The sequence below is a fragment of the Ferruginibacter lapsinanis genome (genome assembly GCF_020783315.1).
GTDB lineage: Bacteria > Bacteroidota > Bacteroidia > Chitinophagales > Chitinophagaceae > Ferruginibacter > Ferruginibacter lapsinanis.
In genome coordinates this window covers 2146914-2171170 of sequence record NZ_CP086063.1, presented here as the reverse complement: position 1 = coordinate 2171170, position 24257 = coordinate 2146914, and the positions used below count along the sequence as shown (strand labels likewise).

The 24257-nt window shown below is 39.2% G+C and carries 12 protein-coding genes, 1 tRNA gene and 1 pseudogene; 3 read left to right on the top strand and 11 right to left on the bottom strand.

The annotated features are described in order from the left end of the window. The first annotated feature begins 156 nt into the window (after positions 1 to 156). Positions 157 to 3450 carry a lamin tail domain-containing protein gene (locus LK994_RS09290; protein WP_229759802.1) on the top strand — a complete coding sequence of 1098 codons (3294 nt, stop codon included), beginning with the start codon at positions 157 to 159 and terminating at the stop codon, positions 3448 to 3450. Positions 3451 to 3555: 105 nt separating this feature from the next. Here LK994_RS09290 and LK994_RS09285 read toward each other — a convergent pair whose 3' ends face one another. From LK994_RS09285 to LK994_RS09255, 7 genes are all read right to left on the bottom strand, one after another. Continuing rightward, a complete protein-coding gene (locus LK994_RS09285; RefSeq protein ID WP_229759801.1) occupies positions 3556 to 5001 on the bottom strand; it encodes an MFS transporter in 1446 nt (481 codons plus the stop codon). Between the two features lie 62 nt (positions 5002 to 5063). Further along, positions 5064 to 7349, bottom strand: a complete 2286-nt coding sequence (gene bglX, locus LK994_RS09280; protein ID WP_229759800.1) for a beta-glucosidase BglX — start codon at positions 7347 to 7349, stop codon at positions 5064 to 5066. 22 nt (positions 7350 to 7371) lie between these two features. Next, positions 7372 to 8385, bottom strand: a complete 1014-nt coding sequence (locus tag LK994_RS09275; RefSeq protein WP_229759799.1) for a family 16 glycosylhydrolase — start codon at positions 8383 to 8385, stop codon at positions 7372 to 7374. An 84-nt stretch (positions 8386 to 8469) separates the two neighbouring features. After that, positions 8470 to 9366 (bottom strand): PKD domain-containing protein, encoded by an 897-nt coding sequence (locus tag LK994_RS09270; RefSeq protein WP_229759798.1) that lies wholly within the window; start codon positions 9364 to 9366, stop codon positions 8470 to 8472. Positions 9367 to 9383: 17 nt separating this feature from the next. Beyond that, positions 9384 to 11456 carry a hypothetical protein gene (locus LK994_RS09265; RefSeq protein ID WP_229759797.1) on the bottom strand — a complete coding sequence of 691 codons (2073 nt, stop codon included), beginning with the start codon at positions 11454 to 11456 and terminating at the stop codon, positions 9384 to 9386. A gap of 25 nt (positions 11457 to 11481) precedes the next feature. After that, entirely contained in the window at positions 11482 to 13008 is a 1527-nt protein-coding gene (locus LK994_RS09260; RefSeq protein WP_229759796.1) for a RagB/SusD family nutrient uptake outer membrane protein, read from the bottom strand. Positions 13009 to 13032: 24 nt separating this feature from the next. Then, a complete protein-coding gene (locus LK994_RS09255; RefSeq protein ID WP_229759795.1) occupies positions 13033 to 16134 on the bottom strand; it encodes a SusC/RagA family TonB-linked outer membrane protein in 3102 nt (1033 codons plus the stop codon). Between the two features lie 218 nt (positions 16135 to 16352). Here LK994_RS09255 and LK994_RS09250 point away from each other — a divergent pair, with 218 nt between their 5' ends. Next, positions 16353 to 19256, top strand: a complete 2904-nt coding sequence (locus tag LK994_RS09250; RefSeq protein WP_229759794.1) for a triple tyrosine motif-containing protein — start codon at positions 16353 to 16355, stop codon at positions 19254 to 19256. 72 nt (positions 19257 to 19328) lie between these two features. Here the strand turns inward: LK994_RS09250 and LK994_RS09245 are convergent, their stop codons facing one another. From LK994_RS09245 to LK994_RS09235, 4 genes and pseudogenes are all read right to left on the bottom strand, one after another. Continuing rightward, entirely contained in the window at positions 19329 to 19577 is a 249-nt protein-coding gene (locus LK994_RS09245) for a hypothetical protein (protein WP_229759793.1), read from the bottom strand. A gap of 977 nt (positions 19578 to 20554) precedes the next feature. Next, on the bottom strand, positions 20555 to 22342 hold the full coding sequence (locus LK994_RS09240) for an autotransporter outer membrane beta-barrel domain-containing protein (RefSeq protein WP_229759792.1): 1788 nt from the start codon (positions 22340 to 22342) through the stop codon (positions 20555 to 20557). Between the two features lie 211 nt (positions 22343 to 22553). Further along, positions 22554 to 22706, bottom strand: a pseudogene (locus tag LK994_RS14600) (hypothetical protein); the annotation flags it as partial. A 137-nt stretch (positions 22707 to 22843) separates the two neighbouring features. Then, positions 22844 to 22917, bottom strand: a tRNA-Asp gene (locus tag LK994_RS09235). A gap of 193 nt (positions 22918 to 23110) precedes the next feature. Here LK994_RS09235 and LK994_RS09230 point away from each other — a divergent pair. Further along, positions 23111 to 24091, top strand: a complete 981-nt coding sequence (locus LK994_RS09230) for an acetyl-CoA carboxylase carboxyltransferase subunit alpha (RefSeq protein WP_229759791.1) — start codon at positions 23111 to 23113, stop codon at positions 24089 to 24091. Positions 24092 to 24257: the final 166 nt, after the last annotated feature.

Below are 24257 nucleotides of genomic sequence, written 5' to 3'. Positions count from 1 at the left end.
GTTTTTTGTTAATAAGCCGCCTATTATCTGCATTTTTTTTATTCAACACTTCATTTTACTAAAAATTATTGTTATCTTGATTTGGTTATTCCTTATCCCAACCTTATAGAGAACGCAGTATCAATTTTATAACTGTTACTTAAACCTATTAAATCTATGAGGAAAATTAACCTATTCCCACTGTACAGTATTTTAATTGCATTCATCTTCTCTCTTCCATTTTCAACCAAAGCACAAATTGTGATCTCCCAATATTATGAGGGTACAGGCACAAATAAATGGATAGAACTAACCAACCTCGGCAATAGTGCTGTGAACACGGCATCACCACAATTAAAGCTAGGCCTGTGGGCTGTATCAGGCTCTACAGGTAATATAACTTTTACCGGAGCTGCAACAAATACTTATAACCTAACGGTAACTATACCCGCAAAAGGATCCGTATTAATTGGTAACACAGGAAATGGTACAGAAGTGACTTATCTTACTGCCGGCAGTGCAAACGAAACCTCCAACTCGGTTATAAATTTTAATGGCAATGATGGGGTTGCATTGCTGGATGCATCAGGCACTATCATTGATAAATTCGGCGAAGGCATCAATGCGGCAGATATCAGTTATGTACGCAGTACTTCTATCACTGCTGCCAATGCAACTTATACACCATCGGAATGGACAAGCACTTCGCTGGCAACTGTACAAGGTGCAGCAACAGGTACGCCGCAAAGATTGGGCTATCAATTAGCACCACTTTGTATTGCCCCAACTGCACAGGCAACCGCATTATCTTTTTCAAGTGTTACAAGCAGTTCAATCAATGGTTCATTTACTGCAGCCTCCGGCGCAGATGGCTATGTAGTAGTAATGAGTACCAGCAGCACATTAAGTGCAAATCCTGTTGATGGCACTACTTATACAACAGGTAATAGTATTGGCGGTGGCACTGTGATAAACGCAGGTACATCTACTTCATTCAGCACATCAGGATTAAGCAGTAACACAATTTATTACTTCTTTGTGTTTGATTACACTAACACAAATTGTACAGGCGGACCAAAATATTTAACCACATCTCCATTAAATGCAAGCCAGGCCACACCATATCCGCCTTGTGTTGCACCAACAGTACAGGCAACTGCTTTAAATTTTTCAGGTGTAACAAGCAGTTCGATCAATGGTTCATTTACCAGCGCAGCTGGTGCAGATGGATATGTGGTAGTGATGAGTACAAGCAGCAGTTTAACTTCAACGCCTGTTGATGGAACAAGTTATAGTTTTGGAAATAGCTTAGGCGGAGGCACTGTTGTACATAATGGCAGTACCCCATCCTTCAGCAAATCCGGATTAAGCAGCAACACTACTTATTATTTCTTTGTATTCGATTTTACCAATACAAATTGCACAGGCGGACCAAAATATTTAACTACTTCTCCATTAACGGGCAATCAAACCACAGCTTATCCTCCATGCGTTGCTCCTACTAATAGTGCTACTGCAATGACATTCTCATCAGTAACAAGTTCAACTATCACCACAGGCTTTACAATTGCCGGTGGTGTTGATGGTTATCTAGTTATCAGAAGCACAGCAAGCTCTTTAAGTGCCAACCCGGTTGATGCTACAACGTATACAACTGGTAATACTATTGGAGGTGGCACGGTGATTAGTGTAGGCACAACCAATTCTATTCCGCAAACAGGTTTGGCTGCAGCCACTACATATTATTATTATGTTTTCTCTTACAACAATGTGAATTGTACATCAGGACCTGTTTATAAAACAACGGCCTTGACTGGCAGTAAAGCAACTGATCCTGCAGTGTTGAGTTATTATTTTGGTAACCTCCATTCGCATAGCAGCTACTCAGATGGTAACAGCGATGATGTTACAAAAACTCCTGCAGATGATTATGCGTATGCAAAGAATGCCATGTGTATGGATTTTCTTGGCATCAGCGAACATAACCATGCAGGTGCAGGCATGCTGCTTGCAGATTGGCAGCCTGGTGCTACACAAGCTGCAGCTGCAACCACCAGTTCGTTCGTTGCATTGCACGGACAGGAATGGGGTGTAATAGGAACACAAGGCACTAACGGTGATCATGCAGGCCACGTAATTGTTTACGGCCTCGATTCTCTGGCAGGATGGGAAACAAATAATTATCAGATCTATGTTCCAAAAAGTACTTACCTCGGAACAGGTGGTTTGTTTGATATCATCAACAGGCATGGCAACAATGCTTTTGCAAGTCTGGCTCATCCTGATAATTATGATTACAACAATATATTGAATACAACTTATGATGTAAATGCAGACAATGCAATTGCTGGTTCTGCCATTGAAAGCGGCCCTGCTTTTTCTGCGGATACAACATATACCAATCCTGCATCAATTGGCTATTACGCTTTTTATAAGAACATGCTGGCAAAAGGATATCATATGGGGCCAACGATAGATCATGATAACCACAATCTCACATTTGGACATACTGCTAAAACAAGATTAGCGATCATGGCATATACTTTATCTGAAACAAATATTCTGGATGCAATGAGAAAAATGCGTTTCTATGCAACAGAAGATTGTGCTGCCAAGATCGGGTTTACTATCAACACTTCTTACCCAATAGGCAGTATCATTACCAAAGCAGGAACTCCAACTATATCAGTTACAACCAACACAACCAACACCGTTAGTTCTATTAAATTAATGTATGGTGTTCCGGGAAGTGGCTCGGCTGCAACAACGTTAACGTCCACAACTGCCAGCTCATTAACCTATACACACACTGCTTTAGCAAATCTTGCAACCGGTTATTATTTCTTAGATATAACAGAAAGCAATGGCGCAAGAGTTATCACTGCCCCAATTTGGTATACAAGAGATGATGGCGCTCAAAGACCAGCATTTGTCACTTCTTTATTTACGATCAATGAAGCAGACAAAGTGATCCTTAAATGGACCGCTACACATGAACCTGCTAATGAAGTATATGAAATTCAACGGTCAATTGACGGAAGAAATTTTATCACTATAGGAACTTTAAATGGCAAAGGCAATACAACTGATCAGCTCAACTATGCAATCGAAGACAGATCGCCTTACAATGGATTAGCTTATTACAGACTAGCTCAGAAAAACGCTACCGGCAACACTACTTATTCTGAATTACAAACTGTGAACAGAACAAGTATCCCTTCTTCTTATTTTGTTGCATACTTTAACCAGGCTAATGATCAGTTGAATGTAAAAGTGATCAGCGCACAAACTGAAAGAACAAGAATAGATCTATTGGATATTACCGGACGAATTGTAAAAACACAATTGATTAACCTGAACAAAGGGGAACAAAACATACAGATCAATCTTTCAGGACTTATAAAAGGTACTTATGTAACGAGAATACAATTAGGACAAAAAGTACAAACACAAATGCTGAATAAGTTTTAAATTATTATTTCTTATTTTATAAAAGAGGCTGCACTTTTAGTGCAGCCTCTTTTATTTAAATTTAATTCATATGCTTTTCGGTGAGTCCATCTTTCAAATTTACGCTTAATGCCCTCCCTCACTTTTCAGTCTATCAAAATCAACACCTTGGTTTTTTAGAATTGATTTGGCTTTAAACGCATAGAAAGCCAGGTATGCAAAACAAATTATTCCAACAAAATAACTGTACTGTATCCCTACTGTATCTGCAACCACCCCCTGTATCCAGCTTACTATCCCTCCTCCCATGATCATCATGATCAATAAGCTGCTGCCCTGGTTTGTATGCTTACCCAAACCGGCAACTGCCACCGTAAATATGCATGGCCATAGCGTACTACAGAATAGCCCCACACTAACAAATGCATAAGCACTCACCATGCCACTGGTAAATATCCCGGTTAGCAAAGACACGATGCCTGCTAAAGAAAAGATCAGTAACATCCGTACAGGATTTCCTTTACTCATGAGATCACAGGCGATCATTACCGCTATCACAACCCCATAGATATAAAACTGGGAAATATCATGTTTGGCTATAGTATTCACCAACAGAAAAATTGCAAAAGCAATATAAGGCATAAAAAAACTTAGTGTTTGTTTCGCTCCTTTACTTACATCAAATGCACCCACTGCCCCCGTCCACCTGCCGATCATTAAACTGGCCCAGTAAAGAGACATATATGGGGCAACCTGTGATGTTTGCACATTTAAATGTTGCTCTAAATAAGCCGGTAAATTACTGGCTGTCGCTACTTCTACACCAACATATACAAATATCGCCACCATCCCCATTAACAATTGAGGATACTGGAAAGCAGATTTTTTATGCAATAATTTATTTACCTCTAAAGATTCTTCTTCGGCCACAGTATCCAGATCAATTTTATTGGGCAGTGATGAAAATTTTATAAACAAGGCTACTAACGCAAACGCCAACCCTAAAATAAGATAAGGAATTTTTACACTCTCGATACTTGCTTCTGTATTGGCAGATGCAACACTTCCAAAAATGGCAAAACTTACGATCAGTGGCCCGATAGTAGTACCAAAATTATTTACACCTCCCGCCATCGTTAATCTTTGTGAACCTGTTGTAGGATCACCCATCACGATCGCTAAAGGGTTTGCTGCTATTTGCTGCAAAGCAAATCCAAGACCAACAATGAATAATCCGGAAATCATTAAACCGAAAGATTGATTGTTGGCCGCTGGATAAAACAACAATGTCCCTAGTGCAGAGATTAACAACCCTGTCACAATACCATTTTTATACCCCAGTTTATTTAACAGATCTATTTTCAGAAGCTTTGAAACACCAAAATAGATCAACGAACCAACGGTATATGCCACATAAAACGCAACGGATACTAATTGACTTTTCCCTTGCGACAAATTAAATGCTTTTTTAAAAACCGGGATCAAAATATCGTTGCTGGCTGCAACAAATCCCCAGAAAAAAAATACAGTGATCAATGTAAGGAACTGATTCCAGTTAGTTTGCTTGGTCATATGGCGAAGTATAAAATTGAAAAAAATAATAGCGATGAAAATGGCTTCAAAACTCAGCAGGCTTATCTTCTTGTGAAAGAGCCCGATACACCTTGTTGAGAATTTGTACCAACCAGTATATCAAAGTCTCCTGGCTCTACAATGAATTGTCCTTCATTATTAAAAAAGCCCAGTTCTGCATCTGTCAAAACAAATGCTACTTGTCTAGATTCCCCGGGCTCAAGTTTTATTTTTTTAAAACCTTTAAGTTCTTTTACAGGCCGAACAACACTTGCAACTTTATCATGAATGTATAATTGCACAACCTCTTCTCCTGAAACCTTTCCAGTATTCTTTACCGTGATGCTTACCTTAATTTTTGATTGATCGGCAGCATCTATATGCAAACCTGAGTAATCAAAGCTTGTATAACTTAACCCAAAGCCAAACGGATATAAAGGTTGATTACTTTCATCTCCATAATGCGACCAGAAAACTTCTTTCTTAGGGCCGGGGCGTCCCGTATTATAATGGTTATAATAAATCGGCACCTGGCCTACACTACGAGGGAATGACATGGTCAACTTACCTCCGGGATTATAATCTCCAAATAACACCTGTGCAATGGCATTACCGGTTTCAGTTCCTAATTGCCATGCCTCTACAATAGCCGGTATATGTTCTGCCGCCCAGGGAATAGCAAGTGGCCGTCCATTCATTAATACTAAAATAATATTCTTATTCACCTTATACACTTCTTCCAATAATTGCTGCTGTACTCCCGGCAGATCAAGCTTTGTTCTGCTTCTTCCCTCTCCTGTTTGAAATCCTTGCTCACCCAATACCATAATTACAACAGAAGATTTCTTTGCCAACTCAATAGCAGCTTTAAAACCACTCTTATCGGTTTCATTCACACTTGCCTCTACAGCAAAAGCTATTGGAGCTGTTATTACATCAGCGCCTTTGCTATATTTAAAATTGTTAGTGTATTTTTTAAAGCCTTCTAAAAAAGACACAGCACTACTATCGTCAGAGCCTATGCGCCATCCGCCTAAAGGGCTATTCTTATCATTGGCTAATGCCCCGATGATCGCTATATTCTTTTGAGTTTTTTTAAGGGGTAATAATTGCTTGTCATTTTTTAACAGCACGATCGATTTTTTTGCCACATCCAAAGCCGCGGCTAAATGATCGGGATGATAGATCAATTCTTTTTCTTTTTTCAGATCGCAATACTTGTAAGGATCATCAAATAGGCCGAGTTCAAATTTCACTCTCAAAATCCTTTTAACGGCATCGTCAACCAATGCAATATCCACTTTTCCCGATTCTACCAATCCTTGTAAATATTTCACATAAGCATAAGACTCCATATCCATGTCACTGCCTGCATTCACAGATAGCTCTGTTACCTGCGACAGGTCTTTTGCAAAACCATGATCGATCATCTCTGCTCCCGAACTCCAATCAGAAACAACAAAACCATCAAACTTCCATTTACCTTTTAAAATGTCTCTTTGAAGAAATTTATTGGCTGTTGACGGAATGCCGTTGAGTACATTGAATGAATTCATTACTGTTCTTACATTCGCATCTACAGCAGCTTTAAACGGAGGCAGAATAATATTATATAGCGTTGATGTACCAACATCAGCTGTATTATAATCACGACCGGCTTCTGCAAAACCATAAGCAGCTAAATGTTTCACCGATGCAATAATAGTATTGGATGCAGCCAGGTCTGTTCCCTGAAAACCTTTTATTCTTGTAGCACCGATGATCGATCCTAGATACGGATCTTCTCCGGCTCCTTCCATCACTCTTCCCCAACGGGCATCTCTGGTGATATCTACCATTGGAGCGAATGTCCAGTTGATCCCTACTGCCGATGCTTCAATTGCAGCCACTCTTGCAGATCTTTCAATAGCTTCAAGATCCCAACTGGCAGATTCGCCTAAAGGAATGGGAAAAAGTGTTTTGTATCCATGTATCACATCAGATCCAAACAAAAGCGGGATCCCTAACCTCGTTTGTTTTACAGCTATCTCCTGCAATTTTCTTACTTCAGTTACACCTCTTACATTTAATATAGCACCAACCAATCCTTTGGTAAGATGCTGATATTTTAATTGTGCATTACCTTCCTTTGGTGCCGGCCCTGTTGCATCCCAAAAACCATTGTACTGATTCATCTGACCAACCTTTTCTTCTAATGTCATCAGTTTCAACACAGAGTCAACCCTGGCTTCTATATTCTTAACCGATGTATATGCATTAGTCGGAGCAGCAGATTGCTGACCGTAACTCAAAAATGTGATCGTACAAAAAAATACACTTAAAAATATCACAGGTTTTTTACTGCTCATAAAAGATTGATTGCGGTGATGATTATTGATACACTCTTACGTAATCTATTTCCATAGTTGCATTGGTGAATGCAGGATCAACAGCGCCTGCAAAATTTCCTCCCATGGCTACATTTAATATCAAAAAGAAATCGTGGTTAAATGGTATAGCGGAAGAATTTGCAACAGTATGATAAAGCAGATCATCTACATATATCTTAATGGCGGTTTCACTCCATTCCAATGTATATTTATGAAATTGTGTGGTGGCATTAGAGATCATGGTAGTGTTACCATTAGCACTTCCTCCTGAGCGTCCCGGATAATGTAGCGTACCAAATATTTTATTCAGCTCACTGCCACGGTGCTCCATTATATCTATTTCTCCACATCCCGGCCAACCGGTAGTATTGATATCATTTCCCAGCATCCATATTGCCGGCCACGTTCCAACACCGGCCGGAAGTTTAGCACTCACCTCTACTTTGCCATATTTAAAAGAAAATTTCCCTTTAGAAAGTAACCTTGCTGAAGTGTAGGCACTCCCACTATAATTTTCTTTCAATGCATTAATTTTCAACACACCTCCCTGCACTACAGAGTTAACTGATCTGTTTGTATAGTATTCCAGTTCATTATTACCCCAGCCACCGGCACCAAGATCATATCCCCACTTTGAAGGATCAGGTGCCCCATCTATATTGAATTCATCTGACCATAACAACGAGGAGGTAATAGTTACAGTAACCGACAATGATTTAGAGACTGTTCCGCCTGAGTTCTTTGCAGTTACATTTACTGTAAACGTACCCGATGCCGGATATTTATATATCACCACTCCTGAAGGAACTATCTGATAAATACCATTACCATAATCATATTCATAAGTGGTAGCATTAGTAGCAGAAGCCGTGAATGATACATTACCGCTATTATCTGCGCTTACTACTGCATTGATAGTAAGATTCGTTGGCGCAGACACTGCAGGTGTGGTAGTTTTATCTTTAGAGCAAGATGAAAACATCATAACGATTGGCAGCAAAAAAAATAATGACATAAGTTTCATGAGTTACTTTATTTTAATTAAAAACCTGTTAGTAAAGCCACAATAAAACGGATGGCTTTACTAACAGATATTACATTATATTTTTGGTTTCAATTTTTGATACCATGCGTTTCCATCAGCGCCAATATTTCTTAAATACATTCCGGTAGAACTGATTGATAATATCTCATACACTTTACCTCCGGTGCCGAAATTAATAATACCATTACCCGGAACCTCGAATTGTATCCTGGTTGAAATATCAGGGGTAGATGCCGATGTTGCAGCCATAAACACTAATTTTTTAACACCGGATGCATTTATCGCTGCACATTTTTCTCCATCCGCCTGGCCATAAAAAGCGGCGGATGCTCCTATGATAAATGACTCTCCTTTGTTATCTACCGACATATCAATACCGGAACCGTTTTTAGTAAACGTGATTTCATCATCATAAGCGCAGGCTTGTCTTGTATTCGGCGCAGCGCCATACCAAATCGGCGAAAATACACTAACGGGTCCAAGGCCAAAATGATCCTGTACATCATTGGCCGTGATCCATACTCTGGAAGTACCACCAGTCATAGCTGCAACTATTTCAGCAGGAATATCAAAAGACACAAACACTTTTATTTTTTTACTGATGGTAGACGTTGCCCCTCCTGTTCCAATGGCATTTACTGTTACAGTATATTCTGCCGTACCCGGATTATTATATTTATAATTGATCACACCCGATTGCACCATCTTAAAGTTGCCATCGCCAAAATCAATTTTGTACGAGATGGCATTGGTGGAAGCAACCGTAATATTCACCATACCACTTCCATCCCCCTCAGGGCTGGTAGTACTGGCTCCTGCAACTACGGTGGTCAAAGCAAGGTCAGTCGGCGTTTTTAAAGCACCAAATGAAAATTCCTCTTTTTTGCAACTGCTGAAACTGATCAGCAGTGAAAGAAAAATAACGGTGATTGATTTTATATTCGTTATCATGATTATTGTTTTTTGAATTAATTAAGTGTAATATCATCTAACAGGAAAGTAAAGTTTGCAGAGCCATCTCCCATTGTGCCAAGATCAAAGATCAACACCACTTTTTGGTAAGATTTACTTACATCAATAGAACTGAAATCAAACGTAAGATCTTCCCATGCATTGGCTACAGTTGTAGTAGCAGTAACTTCTTTATTGATACTGCCATCTGTCATGTTCTCTACTTTCAACAATACACCTGCACCTACACGTGGAGAAAACACTTTCATGTGAATAGTTTTCTTAACAGAGAAATCTATCGGGTTTGACAATGCTATCCAGCTTCCACCCCATGGCTGTCCGGCACTCTTTACCATCTTAGCAACTTTCGCACTTGAATTGATTCCTCCGGAGTTAGGATTACTTATAATACTAACATTACCTCCATCAAAATTTGTGAAAGTATACGGTATCACAGAAGATTCAAAATCTAAAGGCAATACCACATCTGTTGGAGATACATTCGTTGGTAAGAAAGTAACATCATCCCAATAAAACACTTTACCGTTTCCATCATTACCAAAATCAAAGAATACAGAGGCCATGTTATAGGTGTAAGTAAAATTTACTGCCGCCGTACCCGTGGCCTGGTTACTGAAATTAAATGTCAATGTTTCCCAGGCATTTGCTACAGTTGTATTGGCTTCTGTCTCTACAGATTTTGTGTTATCATTTTTATCTTCAAGTTTCAATCTTACATGTATACCTGCAGCAGGAGAATAAACCCTTATTGTCATTTTAGTTGCAGTAGCCGAAAGCGGAATAGCTGATGTAAATGTACCAATGGTAGTACCAGCCCATGATTGTGCTCCCGTTGGCTTGGTGGTTATTTTCACTTTATTACTGTTGTTAGTAGGATCTACCCCATCAGTAGTTTGAGCTCCGCCAAAATCTGTTACAGCATAATTAACTCCCGAAAGATCAAAAGTTACAGGCAATGTCAATGGTGTAGGTGGAATAGAGTAAACCAATCGGATATCATCAAACAGGAATGTAAAGTTAGCAGAGCCATCACCCTGTGTACCATTATCAAATATGAGCACTATATGCTGATAGCTGTTAGAGGTATTTACACCGCTGTAATCAAAAACAAGATCTTCCCATGCATTGGCTACAGTAGTGCTTACTTCTTTTTCATAACTGATCCCTCCATTCGTTGCATTCTCCACTTTCAATAAAACTTTAGCTCCAACTCTCGGAGAAAAAACTTTCATCCTGAAAATCTTATTCACAGAAAAATCAATTGGCTCTCCCAGTCCGATCCAGCTTCCGCCCCATGGCTGTCCTGCATTCTTAACCATTTTAGCAACTTTACCACTTGTATTGATTCCGCCTGAATTAGGATTGCTTACAACACTAACAGCGCCTCCATCAAAATTATTAAATGCATAATTAAGTGTTGGCGATTCAAAATCAATCGGCAATAATAAAGGATCTACAATGGTGATCTGTTTGGTAAATTCTGTAGTAGCAGCACCACCACTTAATGCAACTACTCTAACAGTGTAAGTACCCGTAGCAGCATATACATGGCTTACCGGGTTTCCTTCCAGGAAAGAAACAGGAACTTCATTGGTCACATCGCCAAAGTAAACTTTGAACAAAGTTTCATAAGTTGCTTTTGCTGTAACATTCACTTTAAATTTATTTACTGCATCAATATCTGCAGTTACTTCCAGATTTTCCGGCGCTTTAAATGAAACGGTCAGCTCCTGTGTTGTTTCACTTACCTTCCCTGTAATACCATGACTGACGATCCTTACATTGTAAACACCTTCTGCATATACATGTTGTACACTACCTCCAGCTTTCACATTTGTAAATGTTGCGGTAGCATCTCCAAAATATACATCATAAGATATGCCTCCTTGGCCGTTGGGAGTAATAGTTACCATACCCGTGTTATCCTGGGTGATATCAAAGAGTGCAGATAATTTTTCAGGAGTACTGCCCGAGGCAATAAACGAAACATCATCATACGTTTCTTTTTTACAGCCTGCCAAAGCAGCCAGCAGGAAAGCTATGCTGAAAAAATATTTTAATAGTTTCATACAAATTATTTTAAGTTGTGTGCAATTAATTATAAAAATTATTTTGTGGGATTCCTGAAATATCAACTTCTCTTAGAGGAATAGGGAACACTTCGTGTTTGCCAACAATGAACGAAGCCCCCAAAACAGAAGAAGCTTTACCTGTTCTTACCAGGTCAAAGAAACGATCTCCTTCCATTGCCAATTCCAATCTGCGTTCATCCAAAATCGCATTATACAATGCAGTACCCGTTGCGTTAATCGCATGAAGATCATCACCAAATGCACGGCGACGTACTCTATTCAAATACCCCTGTGCCTTAATATCATTGGGAGTAGTTGCTTTATTATTTGCTTCAGCAGCCATCAACAATACATCGGCATAACGGATGATCCTGAAATTGTTCAGGTAGTTCAACTCCGGCTGACCTTTATCAATAGGTGTAGACTCTCCTTTTCTTGGTAAATATTTTTGATTATACAAACCGGTATTCTTATAAGGAGCTACCAGATAATTAATATTGTAAGAAGGATGCGCTGCTTTATATGCTTCAATATCTAAAATCGTTGCGTCCTTTCTTTGATCGCCGGCAGCATAAGCATCTGCCAGATTTTTAGTAGGCAGATTTGTACTCCATCCATCAGCATAAGGCATTTCAGCAGAGCCTGTTAATTTTCTTACCCCACATTGTTGGATCGCATAATTACCCTGCCCTCTTGTTTGTGCACTCCATTCCCAATAAGGGGATAGATTAGAGTATTGAATTTCGAAAACAGATTCAGGCCCGTTCTCTCCTGAGTGTAAAAAGATACTTGCAAAATCTGTTACTAAAGTAAACGGACCGTTTACTACATTTTCCAGCATCGCTGCTGCATCATCATATTTATTTTGATACAGATACACTTTACCTAACAACGCCTGTGCTGCATATCTGGTTATTCTGCCGGGCTGTGTTTGTGTAGGAGGCAAAGCTGCAATTGCTGCTTTCAGATCAGTTTCAATCACTCCATAAACAACCGCCTTCGCTGATTTTTGTATACTTTTAGAATCCGTAAGACCCAATCTTTTCTCCGTGAACAAAGGCACATCACCAAAGGTTTTTACCAAAGTGAAATAATAATATGCCCGTAAAAAATGTACTTCGCCATACAATGCTTCTTTACCGGCAAAATCCACTAACACACCTGCAGGATTCGTTGCTTTATACTGAAACATATAATTGGCTCTGTTAACTCCTTCATAAGCAGATTGCCATATGTCTGTAAGTGTTCCATTATTAGGTGTATGTGTGTAATCATCGATCTGTTGTAAGTCTAACACATCAGATGCGCCATCTCCACCTGCTACTGAATTATCAGATGCAATATCTCCGATAGGAATAAGCTGATTTAACCATTGCAACGGCGTATATACACTTATTTGCATGGAGCGATAATCACTTTCCGATTTTAAATAATCCTGATCGGTTATTCTATAACTATCATGCGGATTATAATCTACAAACTTTTTGCAGGATGCTAGCGTGGCAGTTAATAGTACCAGGCTTAGTATTTTTATATGAATATGCTTCATCGTAGTATTTTTTAATTTGAAGATTTATAGTTTTATGTCAAGACCAATTGAATATGTTCTTGCCTGAGGATATGCACCACGATCAACCCCGGTATCCAAAATGCCTCCGGAAATTTCGGGGTCGTAACCTGAATACTTAGTGAAAACAAAAGCATTTTTCACCTGAACATATACACGCAGTTTATTAAACACTTTTTTGATAGCAGGCGATTGGAAAGTATAACCCAATTGCAAATTTTTAACCTTCACAAAAGAACCATCCTCTACATATCTATCGGAAGCTCTGATATTACTGTTACCATCAGTGAAAGCATATCTTGGATGTCTTGCATCATTGGTTGATCCTGCACCTGTCCATCTTGCCAATACATCACGAAATTTATTAGAGAAGTTATCATTTCTTTCATATGCCCTGTAAATATCATTGCCTACTGAGGCATATGTAAATGCATTGAAATCAAAATTCTTGTATTCAAGATTCAAACTCCACCCCATCGTAAAGTCTGGGAAAGGATCGCCGATCTTTGTTCTGTCTGAGCCATCAATTACGCCATCATTATTTATATCCACAAAACGAATATCTCCCGGCTGAGCACCGGTTTGAGTTGGCGCTGCGGCGATCTCTGCATCTGTTTGAAACAAGCCGGCAGTTTTATATCCATAAAAATACCCCGGGGTAAATCCTTTTTCGAAAACTGTCACACTTTGTGATTGCCCATTATAAAATCCACCGCCAAATATTTTCGCTGTTCCATCGCTGTTAGTAGCGGTCACTTCATTTTTAGAGGTGGTGAATGTAACAGATGTATTCAATTTTACACTTTTACGGATCGTTTCTCTGTAACTAAGCATCAGGTCAACACCACTACTCTTGGTAGAACCGATATTTGCCAAAGGAATAGGCACTGTACCAAGATATAAAGAGGCAGAAGGTGTAAATAACAAACCATCCACTTTCTTTTGAAAATAATCTGCAGATAAAGAGAATTTATTCTTCAGGAAATTTACATCAAAGCCAATATTACTTTGTAATTGTTTTTCCCATCTCAGTGCATCGTTAGCGGCAGAACCTACAGTAGAACCCGGATAGAAAGCATCGCCAAAGCTGTAGCCATTACCACCCTGATAAGGACCACCGGTAACAATACTTACATATTGAGGGTTTACATTTTCATTTCCAATCGAACCATAACTTCCTCTTATTTTTAAATAATCAATGAATGTGGAGTGAAAGAAATTTTCTTTTGATACTACCCAGCCCAATGAACCGGATAAGAAATTAGCAAATTTATTTTCCGGACCAAAAGCAAATGAACCATCACGTCGTACGGTAAGTGATGCCAGATATTTATCCTGATAGTCGTAGTTTACTCTTCCGAAATAAGACAGATTTTTTCTAAAATATTCATAGTAATTATAATCGATAGCAGCTGTACCTGTACTACTACGGGCAGCACTAAAATCAGCAAATTCCCATGAATTAAATGGAACATCTTTTCTTGAAACTGCTATGCCATTACCAGAAACCTTAGCCAATGAAATACCTAATACTGTTTCAAAATGATGATCTCTTTTTATATTAAAATTGTAATTGGCAAATGTTTCAGCAGTATAATTAAAATTGCTCGTTTTGTTATGCGACACACTATTTAGATTACCTGTAACAGCAGAACCATCTGCATTCATAGTGTTATTTACATTCAATGGACCATAAAATGCCAATGGAGTAAAGCTTTTGCCGATACCATCATATTTTGTGTATCCAAAACGGCTGGTCAATTTTAAATTCTTCAATATATCATACTGAAGTTCAAATTTGCCATATAGTTTACTGCCAATATTCTTATTGAACGTATTCTCTAATTTAGTTAGCGGATTAAATATTTCTGATAACAATAAATTACTGTATCCATATTTACCTACCACAGCTGCATTAGTATTATACACCCCAACAGTTGGATCAAAATTCAACGCACTACCTATAATACTATTAAACGCATTTTCGGCAACACCTTTCGAATCAAATACAACTCCCGATGCGTTCAGAATGAATTTTATTTTTTTAGAAATATCAAAACTCATATTGGCTGTAAAGTTTCCTCTGTTAAATCTTGATTTATCGTATCCACCTACAATACCCCCCTGACTTAAATAACCACCTGATAAAAAGTAGGTCATTTTATCGCCACCACCACGGGCAGTTATATTATGCGATTGCATAGGTGCATGGTGAAAGATTTCTTTCTGCCAATCTGTACCTACTCCCAAAGTAGACAGATCAGAAAAAATAACCGGCCCTCCCGATACGGTACTTCCTTCATTCAACATAGCGCCGTACTCACTTGCATTTAACACTCCAATTGTTTTGATCACTTCCTGCACGCCATAGTTGCTGTTGATAGTGATCTCTGTCTTTTGATTCTTTCTACCGGCTTTGGTGGTTACTACAATAACGCCGTTACCGCCTTTCACACCATATATAGCGGTAGTAGCTGCATCTTTTAATACATTAATAGATTCTATATCAGTAGCATTGATAGAATTCAGGTCATCCAGCGTTTGCGGAATACCATCGATGATCACCACCGGATCTGTACCTGAAAAAGAAGGGATACCTCTTATCAGCACAGTAGGTTTTGTACCCGGACTACCATTTTGTATCACACTTACACCCGATGCCCTGCCCTGTAAAGCTTCTTCAGTCCTAACCGGACCCAATTTTTCTATATCGGCAGCTTTTACAGATGAGATAGCTCCCGACACTTTAGTTACTTTTTGCGTACCATACCCTACTACTATTACATCCGTTAATACGGTAGAGCTACTTTCCTCCAACGCAAAATTGACGGCCCCGGCCTGCGTAACCCTTCTTTCTATAGAGGTCATCCCTACATAAGAAATAACCAGTGTAGCGCCGGTTTGAGGTATTGAAATAGAAAAACTGCCCGCCTGGTCAGTTTTGGTAGAAGAATTTCCTCCTTTTACATTTACAGTAGCACCTATCAGCGCTTCCCCCGTAGTCTTCTTTGTAACCTTTCCGGTTACCTGGATGTTTTGCCCAAAGGCTTGATTAAAAATGCTGCAGAGTAGAAAAGCAGCACTTACCAGTGTAAGTTTTAGCTTCATAAACAATCGTTTTAGTTAAAGAAAGTGAGAGAATAATTTATAGAACTATGGCTTAAATTCTATTTTGTAAAGCTATTTTGTAAATTTACTGATGCCAAGAAAATACCCACATCATTACTACATCAGTATTGCAAAATCCTTATTTTATAGCTATTTTCACTACATCAATACTACATCAGTCATAATTTCTTACTTTCACAATACATCAAAAAAGAAAAATGGTTTATAGAATCTTAGTTTTTTTATTTTTTCCTTTATTGGGGTACGGCCAAAACACCATCGGCCTGCCGGATGTGATCAATTATTCCAAACAAACCTATGCCGGGGGCTTACAAAACTGGGATATAAAGCAAGATAAAAATGGTATCATCTATTTTGCCAATAACGAAGGGTTGCTTTCTTACGACGGCAGCAAATGGACCCTGTACCCTCTTCCCAATAAAACAATTGTACGATCTGTTGAAATAGGATCGGATAATAAGATCTATGTAGGAGGCCAGGATGAGTTGGGGTATTTTTCTCCGGGGGCAAACGGAAGACTACAATATCATTCACTTAACCGGCTCATTGATAATAAAGATAAATCATTTGGCGATGTATGGGATATCGTAGCATTCCATAAGGACATCTTCTTCCGTTCCACCTATAAGATATTTAAATACAGTGCCGAAACAATTGTAGCATACGATGCCCCGGGAGAATGGTCGTACCTGGGGTGCTGCAACGAGCAGCTATATGCCCACGATTACAAATCTGGCTTATTATATTTTGACAGCGATACCTGGAAGCAGTTGCCGCAAAAAAGTGAGCTTCCTACTAACGACCCCGTTACAGGCATCCTATCCATTCAAAAAGACAGCGCTTTAATTACCACCTTAAAGCATGGCGTTTACTTTTTCACAAAAAACGGCATTACCAAACTCCAGTCTCCCAATAATCATTTATTTGAAACGGAAAGGATATATGCAGCCACAAGGATCAATGCAGAGTGGTTTGCATTGGCCTCCAATAACAGCGGCGTATATATTACCGACCTGGGCGGAAATATCATCCAGCGATTTTCCAAAACCGAAGGATTGCAAAACAAAAATGTGTTGAGCATCTTTCTCGATAAGCAAAGTAATTTATGGCTCGGCCTCGATAACGGCATCGACCTCATCGTATACAACAGTTCCATTAAACAGATCAATCCATCAGTGCAGGACGGCTCGGGTTATTCGGCCATCATTTACAACAGGAAATTATTCCTCGGAACATCTAACGGATTATATAGCACAGCACTGGAAGAAAAAACCGACCTGAGTTTCAGCAGAGGGAATTTTTTACCCGTCAACAACGCAATGGGACAGGTTTGGCGCCTGTCAGAAATAAACAATCAACTCTTACTCGGAAACCATGAAGGCGCTTTTGTAATAAAAGATAATACCGCTCAGCAGATATCTGCCAAACCCGGCTTCTGGAATTTTGTTCCCATGTCAAACACTTCGCCTTCGGAAAAAGTGCTGGCAGGCAATTACAACGGGCTCAGCTTTTTCAATTTCAGTAACGGGCAATTCACTCCATCAAACGAGATAGAAGGGTTCAGAGAATCTTCCAGGTTTATAACCATTGATAAACATGAAAACATCTGGGTCTCCCATCCTTACCATGGTGTGTTTAAAATATATAAAAAGAATGACGGCACGTATACCTACCTCACATACACCAATAAGAACGGGTTGCCCTCCACCCTCAACAATCATGTATACAAAATAAAGAACGAGGTAGTGGTTGGTACAGAGAACGGCGTGTATACCTACAACGAAGAAAAAAACAGTTTTGAGCCTGCACCATTCTACACCAAATTACTCGGCACCCAAAGCATCCGGTATTTAAAAGAAGATACCGATGGCAATATCTGGTTCATTCACGAAAAAACACTGGGCATCATTGATATGACGGGCAAAGACCCCACCGTATTTTATCTGCCCGAATTAAACAATAAAATGCTGAGTGGCTTCGAGTTCATCTATCCTGTAAATAAGAACAATATTTTCTTTGGTGGCGAAAAAGGCATCTTTCATATCAATTATGAAAAGTACAAGAACCTGTCTTCACCGCTCGAAGTACAGATCAGGTCTGTAAGGATCGGCAGCGAAACCGACAGCCTTTTATTCGGAGGATATTTTAAAGATATCAACGACAAACAAATTCAGGACCCCAACAGCATTCCCAAAATAAGTAAAGACTGGAATACCATACGCTTTGAATTCTCTACAGCCGTATTTGGTTTCCAGTCCAGCCTGGAGTACTGCTACCGGCTACAAGGCCTCAACAACAACTGGAGCACCTGGACAAACCGCAGCGAAAAAGAGTACACCAATTTACCACCGGGCAAATATTCTTTTGAAGTAAAGGTGAGAAACAATTTAGGCAAAGAGTCTGCCATTGCCGTATACACGTTTAAAATATTACCTCCATGGTATCAAACAATATGGGCAAATATTTTATACCTCATTTTATTTGGCGCAAGCCTGTTTGCCATATTCAAATGGCAACAAAAAAAGTTCGACGCTCAGCAACAAAAGCTGCAGGAAGAGCAACAACGTAAATCGTATATTTTAGAATTAGAACTGGCCAAAACAAAAAGCACCATCGTAGACCTTCGAAACGAAAAGCTGGAAGATGAGATTAATTTTAAAAATTCCGAACTGGCATCTTCCGCCATGCACCTGGTAAAGAAGAATGAACTGCATACAAAAATAAAGACCGAGCTCAGTCGCATTATGAAAGTTACCGACAACCCTCAGTTGATTGCCGAGCTCAAGAAGATGATCAAAACATTAAGTGAAGATGACAACATGGACAAGGAGTGGGAAAGTTTCACCAAGCACTTCGATAAAGTGCACAGCGATTTTTTAGTTGAACTGAAAGAAAAGCACCCAACCATTACAGGCAGCGAAATGAAACTCTGTGCCTATTTACGCATGAACTTATCTACCAAAGAAATTGCACAGCTGATGAACATATCTGTAAGAGGCGTAGAGATCAGCCGGTACCGGTTAAGAAAAAAATTGCAGATACCTACCGAAATGAGTTTGTTTGATTATTTGATAAATGATAAGAATACCAAGAGTGAGTAGCTACAAACAACCGAAGTCTTTAAGATTTCAGTTGTTTACAAAATATCATGATAAAGATAAATATGTCCAGGTCTATTTTTTATAAAACGTAGTGTGCATTTGTTGCCCAAAGAAATATCCGCCTACCCCTCCTATTACAATACCAATTATCTGCGACAGCACATTAGGCCCCGTAATGAACAGGCTGATAAACAACCCTATCACCGCAAAAAAGATGATAGCCACCTTTACTACTTTATTAAATTTTTTATCTGCAGGATTATTTCCACCGCTATGATGTTGTTGCGGATGAGGGTGAGGTCTTTTCTTGGATTGTGGCATAGCAATTTTTTTATGAATGTACGCTTTTTTAAGTAGTCCTTTATATAATCAACAATTGCCAACTACGTTGCCATCGCTTTATTCCCTGTGCCACTTATCAGCATGGATGGTCATGGAATGCTGTAGCAGGATTTAATAAACTTACCCTTGATGAAAATAATACTAAAGATGGCGGAGCTGATTTTAAAGGAGATATAGCCAGTTTTAGCCTGGGAACAGCTCTAGGATATCACTATAAAACTTTCTCTATTTTTCTTGCCAGTGGTTTTGATATGCCTTTGGGCCCAAAAGCCAGAAACTGGTCATTAAAAGGTAAACCATGGATCGGATTTGGTGCTGGCTTTGAGATATTTTAATTTACATGAGTTGGTGTTTGACTCGAACTACGCATGTATAAAAGAATTCGGACCGTGTACGGCGGATCTGCAGGGGCATCTGGTCATTCTGTGGGAGACTTGTGCCAAAGGAGGCTGCTTACTTTTTGTCTGAATCAGGATTATGGGCTGTGGGGATTGGTAGGATGAGTTAGCATCTACTTTGTACTTGTATAACTCGTAGGAAACGAAACGGGAAATTATTATTACGTCGTATGCCAAGGAGGTTAATCACATAAAAAAAGCTCACTATTTCTAGTGAGCTTTTTCTTTCTGCGGGAGTAAGGGTACAACTTTCGAAATATTTCACTAAAGATTTAATTGCTATAAATGAGTTTGTAGATATATTTAACCACTTTTAGTTTAATCAGTATCCGGAATAAAAAATACAACAATCACTCTCCCCAATATTTTGTGATTATATCTTTGCCATCTGTCACAGAAATTTAATCTTGTTGTAGATGCTACTATAGAAGATTGACTAATGATAAAGGGCTTTGAATGTATAGCTACTTCAATAATGTAGCCACAACAAAAGTAAACAGCAGCAACAGAATAGCGTCCTGCGTCAGTTACTAAAGTTGGTGTAAATTATTATTCCACCTATTGATTTATGATCAGCACATTAAAAGTATCACCTACTTTAAATAATGTGCTTTTACCAATCGGGAAATTAGGATTTCCATTCCATTGCTTAATCACCATCGGATATTGGGTAATATACCAATAACCACTTGCACTTAAGTAATAAGCATAAAGGTTACCCCCATAGCTTGAAAGATTAATATCTGCTGGTGAATTTGTAGCAACCTGGGTAATAAAGATCAGGGCATTGGGATTATTATTACACAATGGACTATTGATTCTTACACCGTTTGGATCATTAAAACTGGGAGTAATATTATTAATCACATCCCACAAATTAGAATTATCTGCTGTTAACCGAAAAGCCGCTTTAGTTGAACCCGTAGTTTTAATACCTCCCGATATCTCCAGCGCTGTGCCTGTTCCACCCTCTACATGCAATTTCGATTGAGGATTATTATCACCTATTCCCACATTACCAGAATTGACATTGTAATTAAAACCCCAACCTGCACCACCGTATCCGTAAACTCCCCAGTTATTATCATCAAGCATTCCAAAAAAAGATCGTGTACTGCTACCCGCCGCATTGGTAAATTCGATACCGGAAGGATAATGATTGGCTACATCGTACTCTCCATTAAAATGAATTCTTCCGTTATTGATATTTAATACGCCATTATTGCCCATTCTGTATTTTTCGGTGAATGCTCCACTCCTGCCATAGCCAAAAGCAATGTCTGCACTTGCCCCATTAGTAAATAATTGCATCAAAGAACCTTGTATACCCAATCCATAATGATTGGTGGTTGCACTTGTATTACCGCCCCATAAAGAAATCTTATCCCCTACCGCATCAGCAAATGTCAACGGGTATTGTGCATTGTTTGTTTGAATACCTATTTTTCCATTGGTGAAATAATACCTCGATGCTTTTAGTTCCATCATATCGTCTGCACCTGCTTCACCAATATGAACATAATCTGCATCCCCAAATTTAATCAGCCTGTCTCCTTCAATACCCCAGGTTTGATTATTACCCAGTTTTATATTTCCATTCACCTGAAAAGATTCTAGTGGTAAAGGCACGCCAATACCCATCCGCCCATTCTTGATGTCAAAATAATCCTGCCAGTATCCTGCACCAAAAACACCAAACGTACTGTCATCATACATTCCCAAAAAAGCTCCCACTGCATTGGTGGTTTTATTGTACCAGATCCCCGCAGTATTTCCATCGTTGCGTATCCTCGCCCTTCCGGCTACATCCAGTTGAAACGCAGGATTGGAAATACCCAGCCCTACATTACCACTACCCGTTACCAGCGCATAACCATTACCAATAGCATTAAAATAACCCGCCGTCCCTATATTTGTTTCACCATAAATGCCATAACCAGAGTTAGAATATCCGTAAACGCCATAACCCGAGCCCAAGCTTTGAGCAGCCAATCCGTTACCGGTATTGTTAGTCAGGTAAAAAGCATTGCCTGCGGTTGAGGTACTACCCACATATGGTAAACTAAAGCCATTACTGTTGTCTGTTATCTTTTGCCATGCATTGCTTTTACGGATGTATAAAAAATTATCCGTAGTATTAAAAATAATCATGCCATTAGTGGCAGAACTCAATGCCACCATACTCGTATTCGTCAATCGGGGTAATAACAGTCCCTTATTATTTGAAATACTCGTCAAATCCAGTACTGCATTTACATCGGGTGTAGCTGTCCCAATTCCTACTTGTGCAAAAAGAAGACTATTGCATACAAAAAAGGCGAAGCACGTAATGATAATTTTTTTCATTGCTTGTTAGATTATGGTAGTAGTATAGAACGCTTATTCCCCCAAAAATAAGCTTATTAATAATAAACAATACGTTCTTCAACTGTTAATAAAGGAGTAGGGTTGGCATTATTGGGGTTTCACGAATATTGCCTTAGCTGTCAGACAACTTTTGCAGTTGATTCTTATTGCTAAATGATAGTTGTTGTATTTGCTGATAACTATATTTTTTTTAAGCCTTCCCTCTTTTTAATGCAGCAGTTTTATTGTCAAATATTTCCAAATGAAATAATTTCCAGGGAGCCATATTAGCAGTGTATTGCAATTCCTTGTTAGTATGCTGCAATAACCTTGTTAATGGTTGTAAAGAAAAACCTTTGTAAAAAGAGCCATCTTTTTCACTTTAAATGATATACACAAAGAAAGACATTAAATAAAATGGTCTTTCAGGTTATGAAAAGGTTGGGAGGTAAGAATTTATAAAAACAAAAAAGCCCTTTCAAATGAATGAAAGGGCTTTTGCGGACCGGACGGGACTCGAACCCGCGACCTCTGCCGTGACAGGGCAGCATTCTAACCAACTGAACTACCGATCCTTCAACCCTATCCAAGCCGTCAAAATCAATGTTTTAACTACTTAGCTTTTTTCGGGAGTGCAAAGATATGTTTTACTCTTTTTCCCTCCAAAACTTTTATTAAAAATATCTATTCACTAATTTTACGCCCTATATTACATAAACTCCTATTGCTTGGTGTAATAACATAAACTATTAACTTAATAATAATTTCATGCCTGAATTAAAAAATAGACAGTTCATTGAGTTCGAAAAACCTATCAAAGAATTGTACGATCAGATTGAACAGCTGAAAATTTCGGCCGAAAAAACCAAAACAGACATGTCCGCTACCATTGCCTCTTTAGAAGAAAAGGTAATGGAAACAAAAAAACAACTCACCGATAATTTAACCCCATGGCAGCGGGTACAGTTAAGCCGTCACCCCGATAGGCCATACACATTAAAATACATCGAAAAAATGTGCACCAACTTTATTGAGCTGCACGGAGATAGAAATGTAAAAGATGATAAAGCAATGGTGGGTGGATTTGCCGACCTCGATGGCGAAACCGTAATGATCATCGGGCAGCAAAAAGGCATCAACACCAAAATGCGCCAGATAAGAAACTTCGGTATGGCCAATCCCGAAGGATACAGAAAAGCATTACGCCTGATGAAACTGGCAGAAAAATTCAACAAACCTGTCATTACATTAATTGATACACCCGGTGCTTACCCCGGATTAGAAGCCGAAGAAAGAGGACAGGGTGAAGCCATCGCCAGGAACATATTTGAAATGATCCGCCTCAAAGTACCGGTTATCTGTGTCATCATTGGCGAAGGTGCCAGCGGTGGTGCATTAGGTATTGGTGTGGGCGACAGAGTGTTTATGATGGAAAATACCTGGTACACCGTGATCTCTCCGGAAAGTTGCAGCAGCATCTTATGGCGCAATTGGGATAACAAAGAAACCGCTGCAGAACAACTGCGACTAACGGGTACCGATATGCTTAAATTCGGTTTGGTAGATGGCGTTATTCCCGAACCATTGGGCGGCAGCCATTGGGACTACGATCAGGCTGCTCAAATACTCAAAGAGTACCTCATCCCTGTTATTAAAGAATTAAAACAAATACCCGCCGATGTTCGTTGCGAACAGCGGATAGAGAAATTTGGAAAGATGGGCTTTTGGGAAGAGAAAGCGGAGCAATAGGCAATGGACAATAAGCAATGGACAATAAGCAATAGACAATAAGCAATGGGCAATGGGCAATAGGCAATGAACTATGAACCATGAACCATGAACTATAAACCATCAACCATAGTAGAATAATAAACAGGTGTTAGTAACAAAAATATATTTACGCCTTACCTAAAAT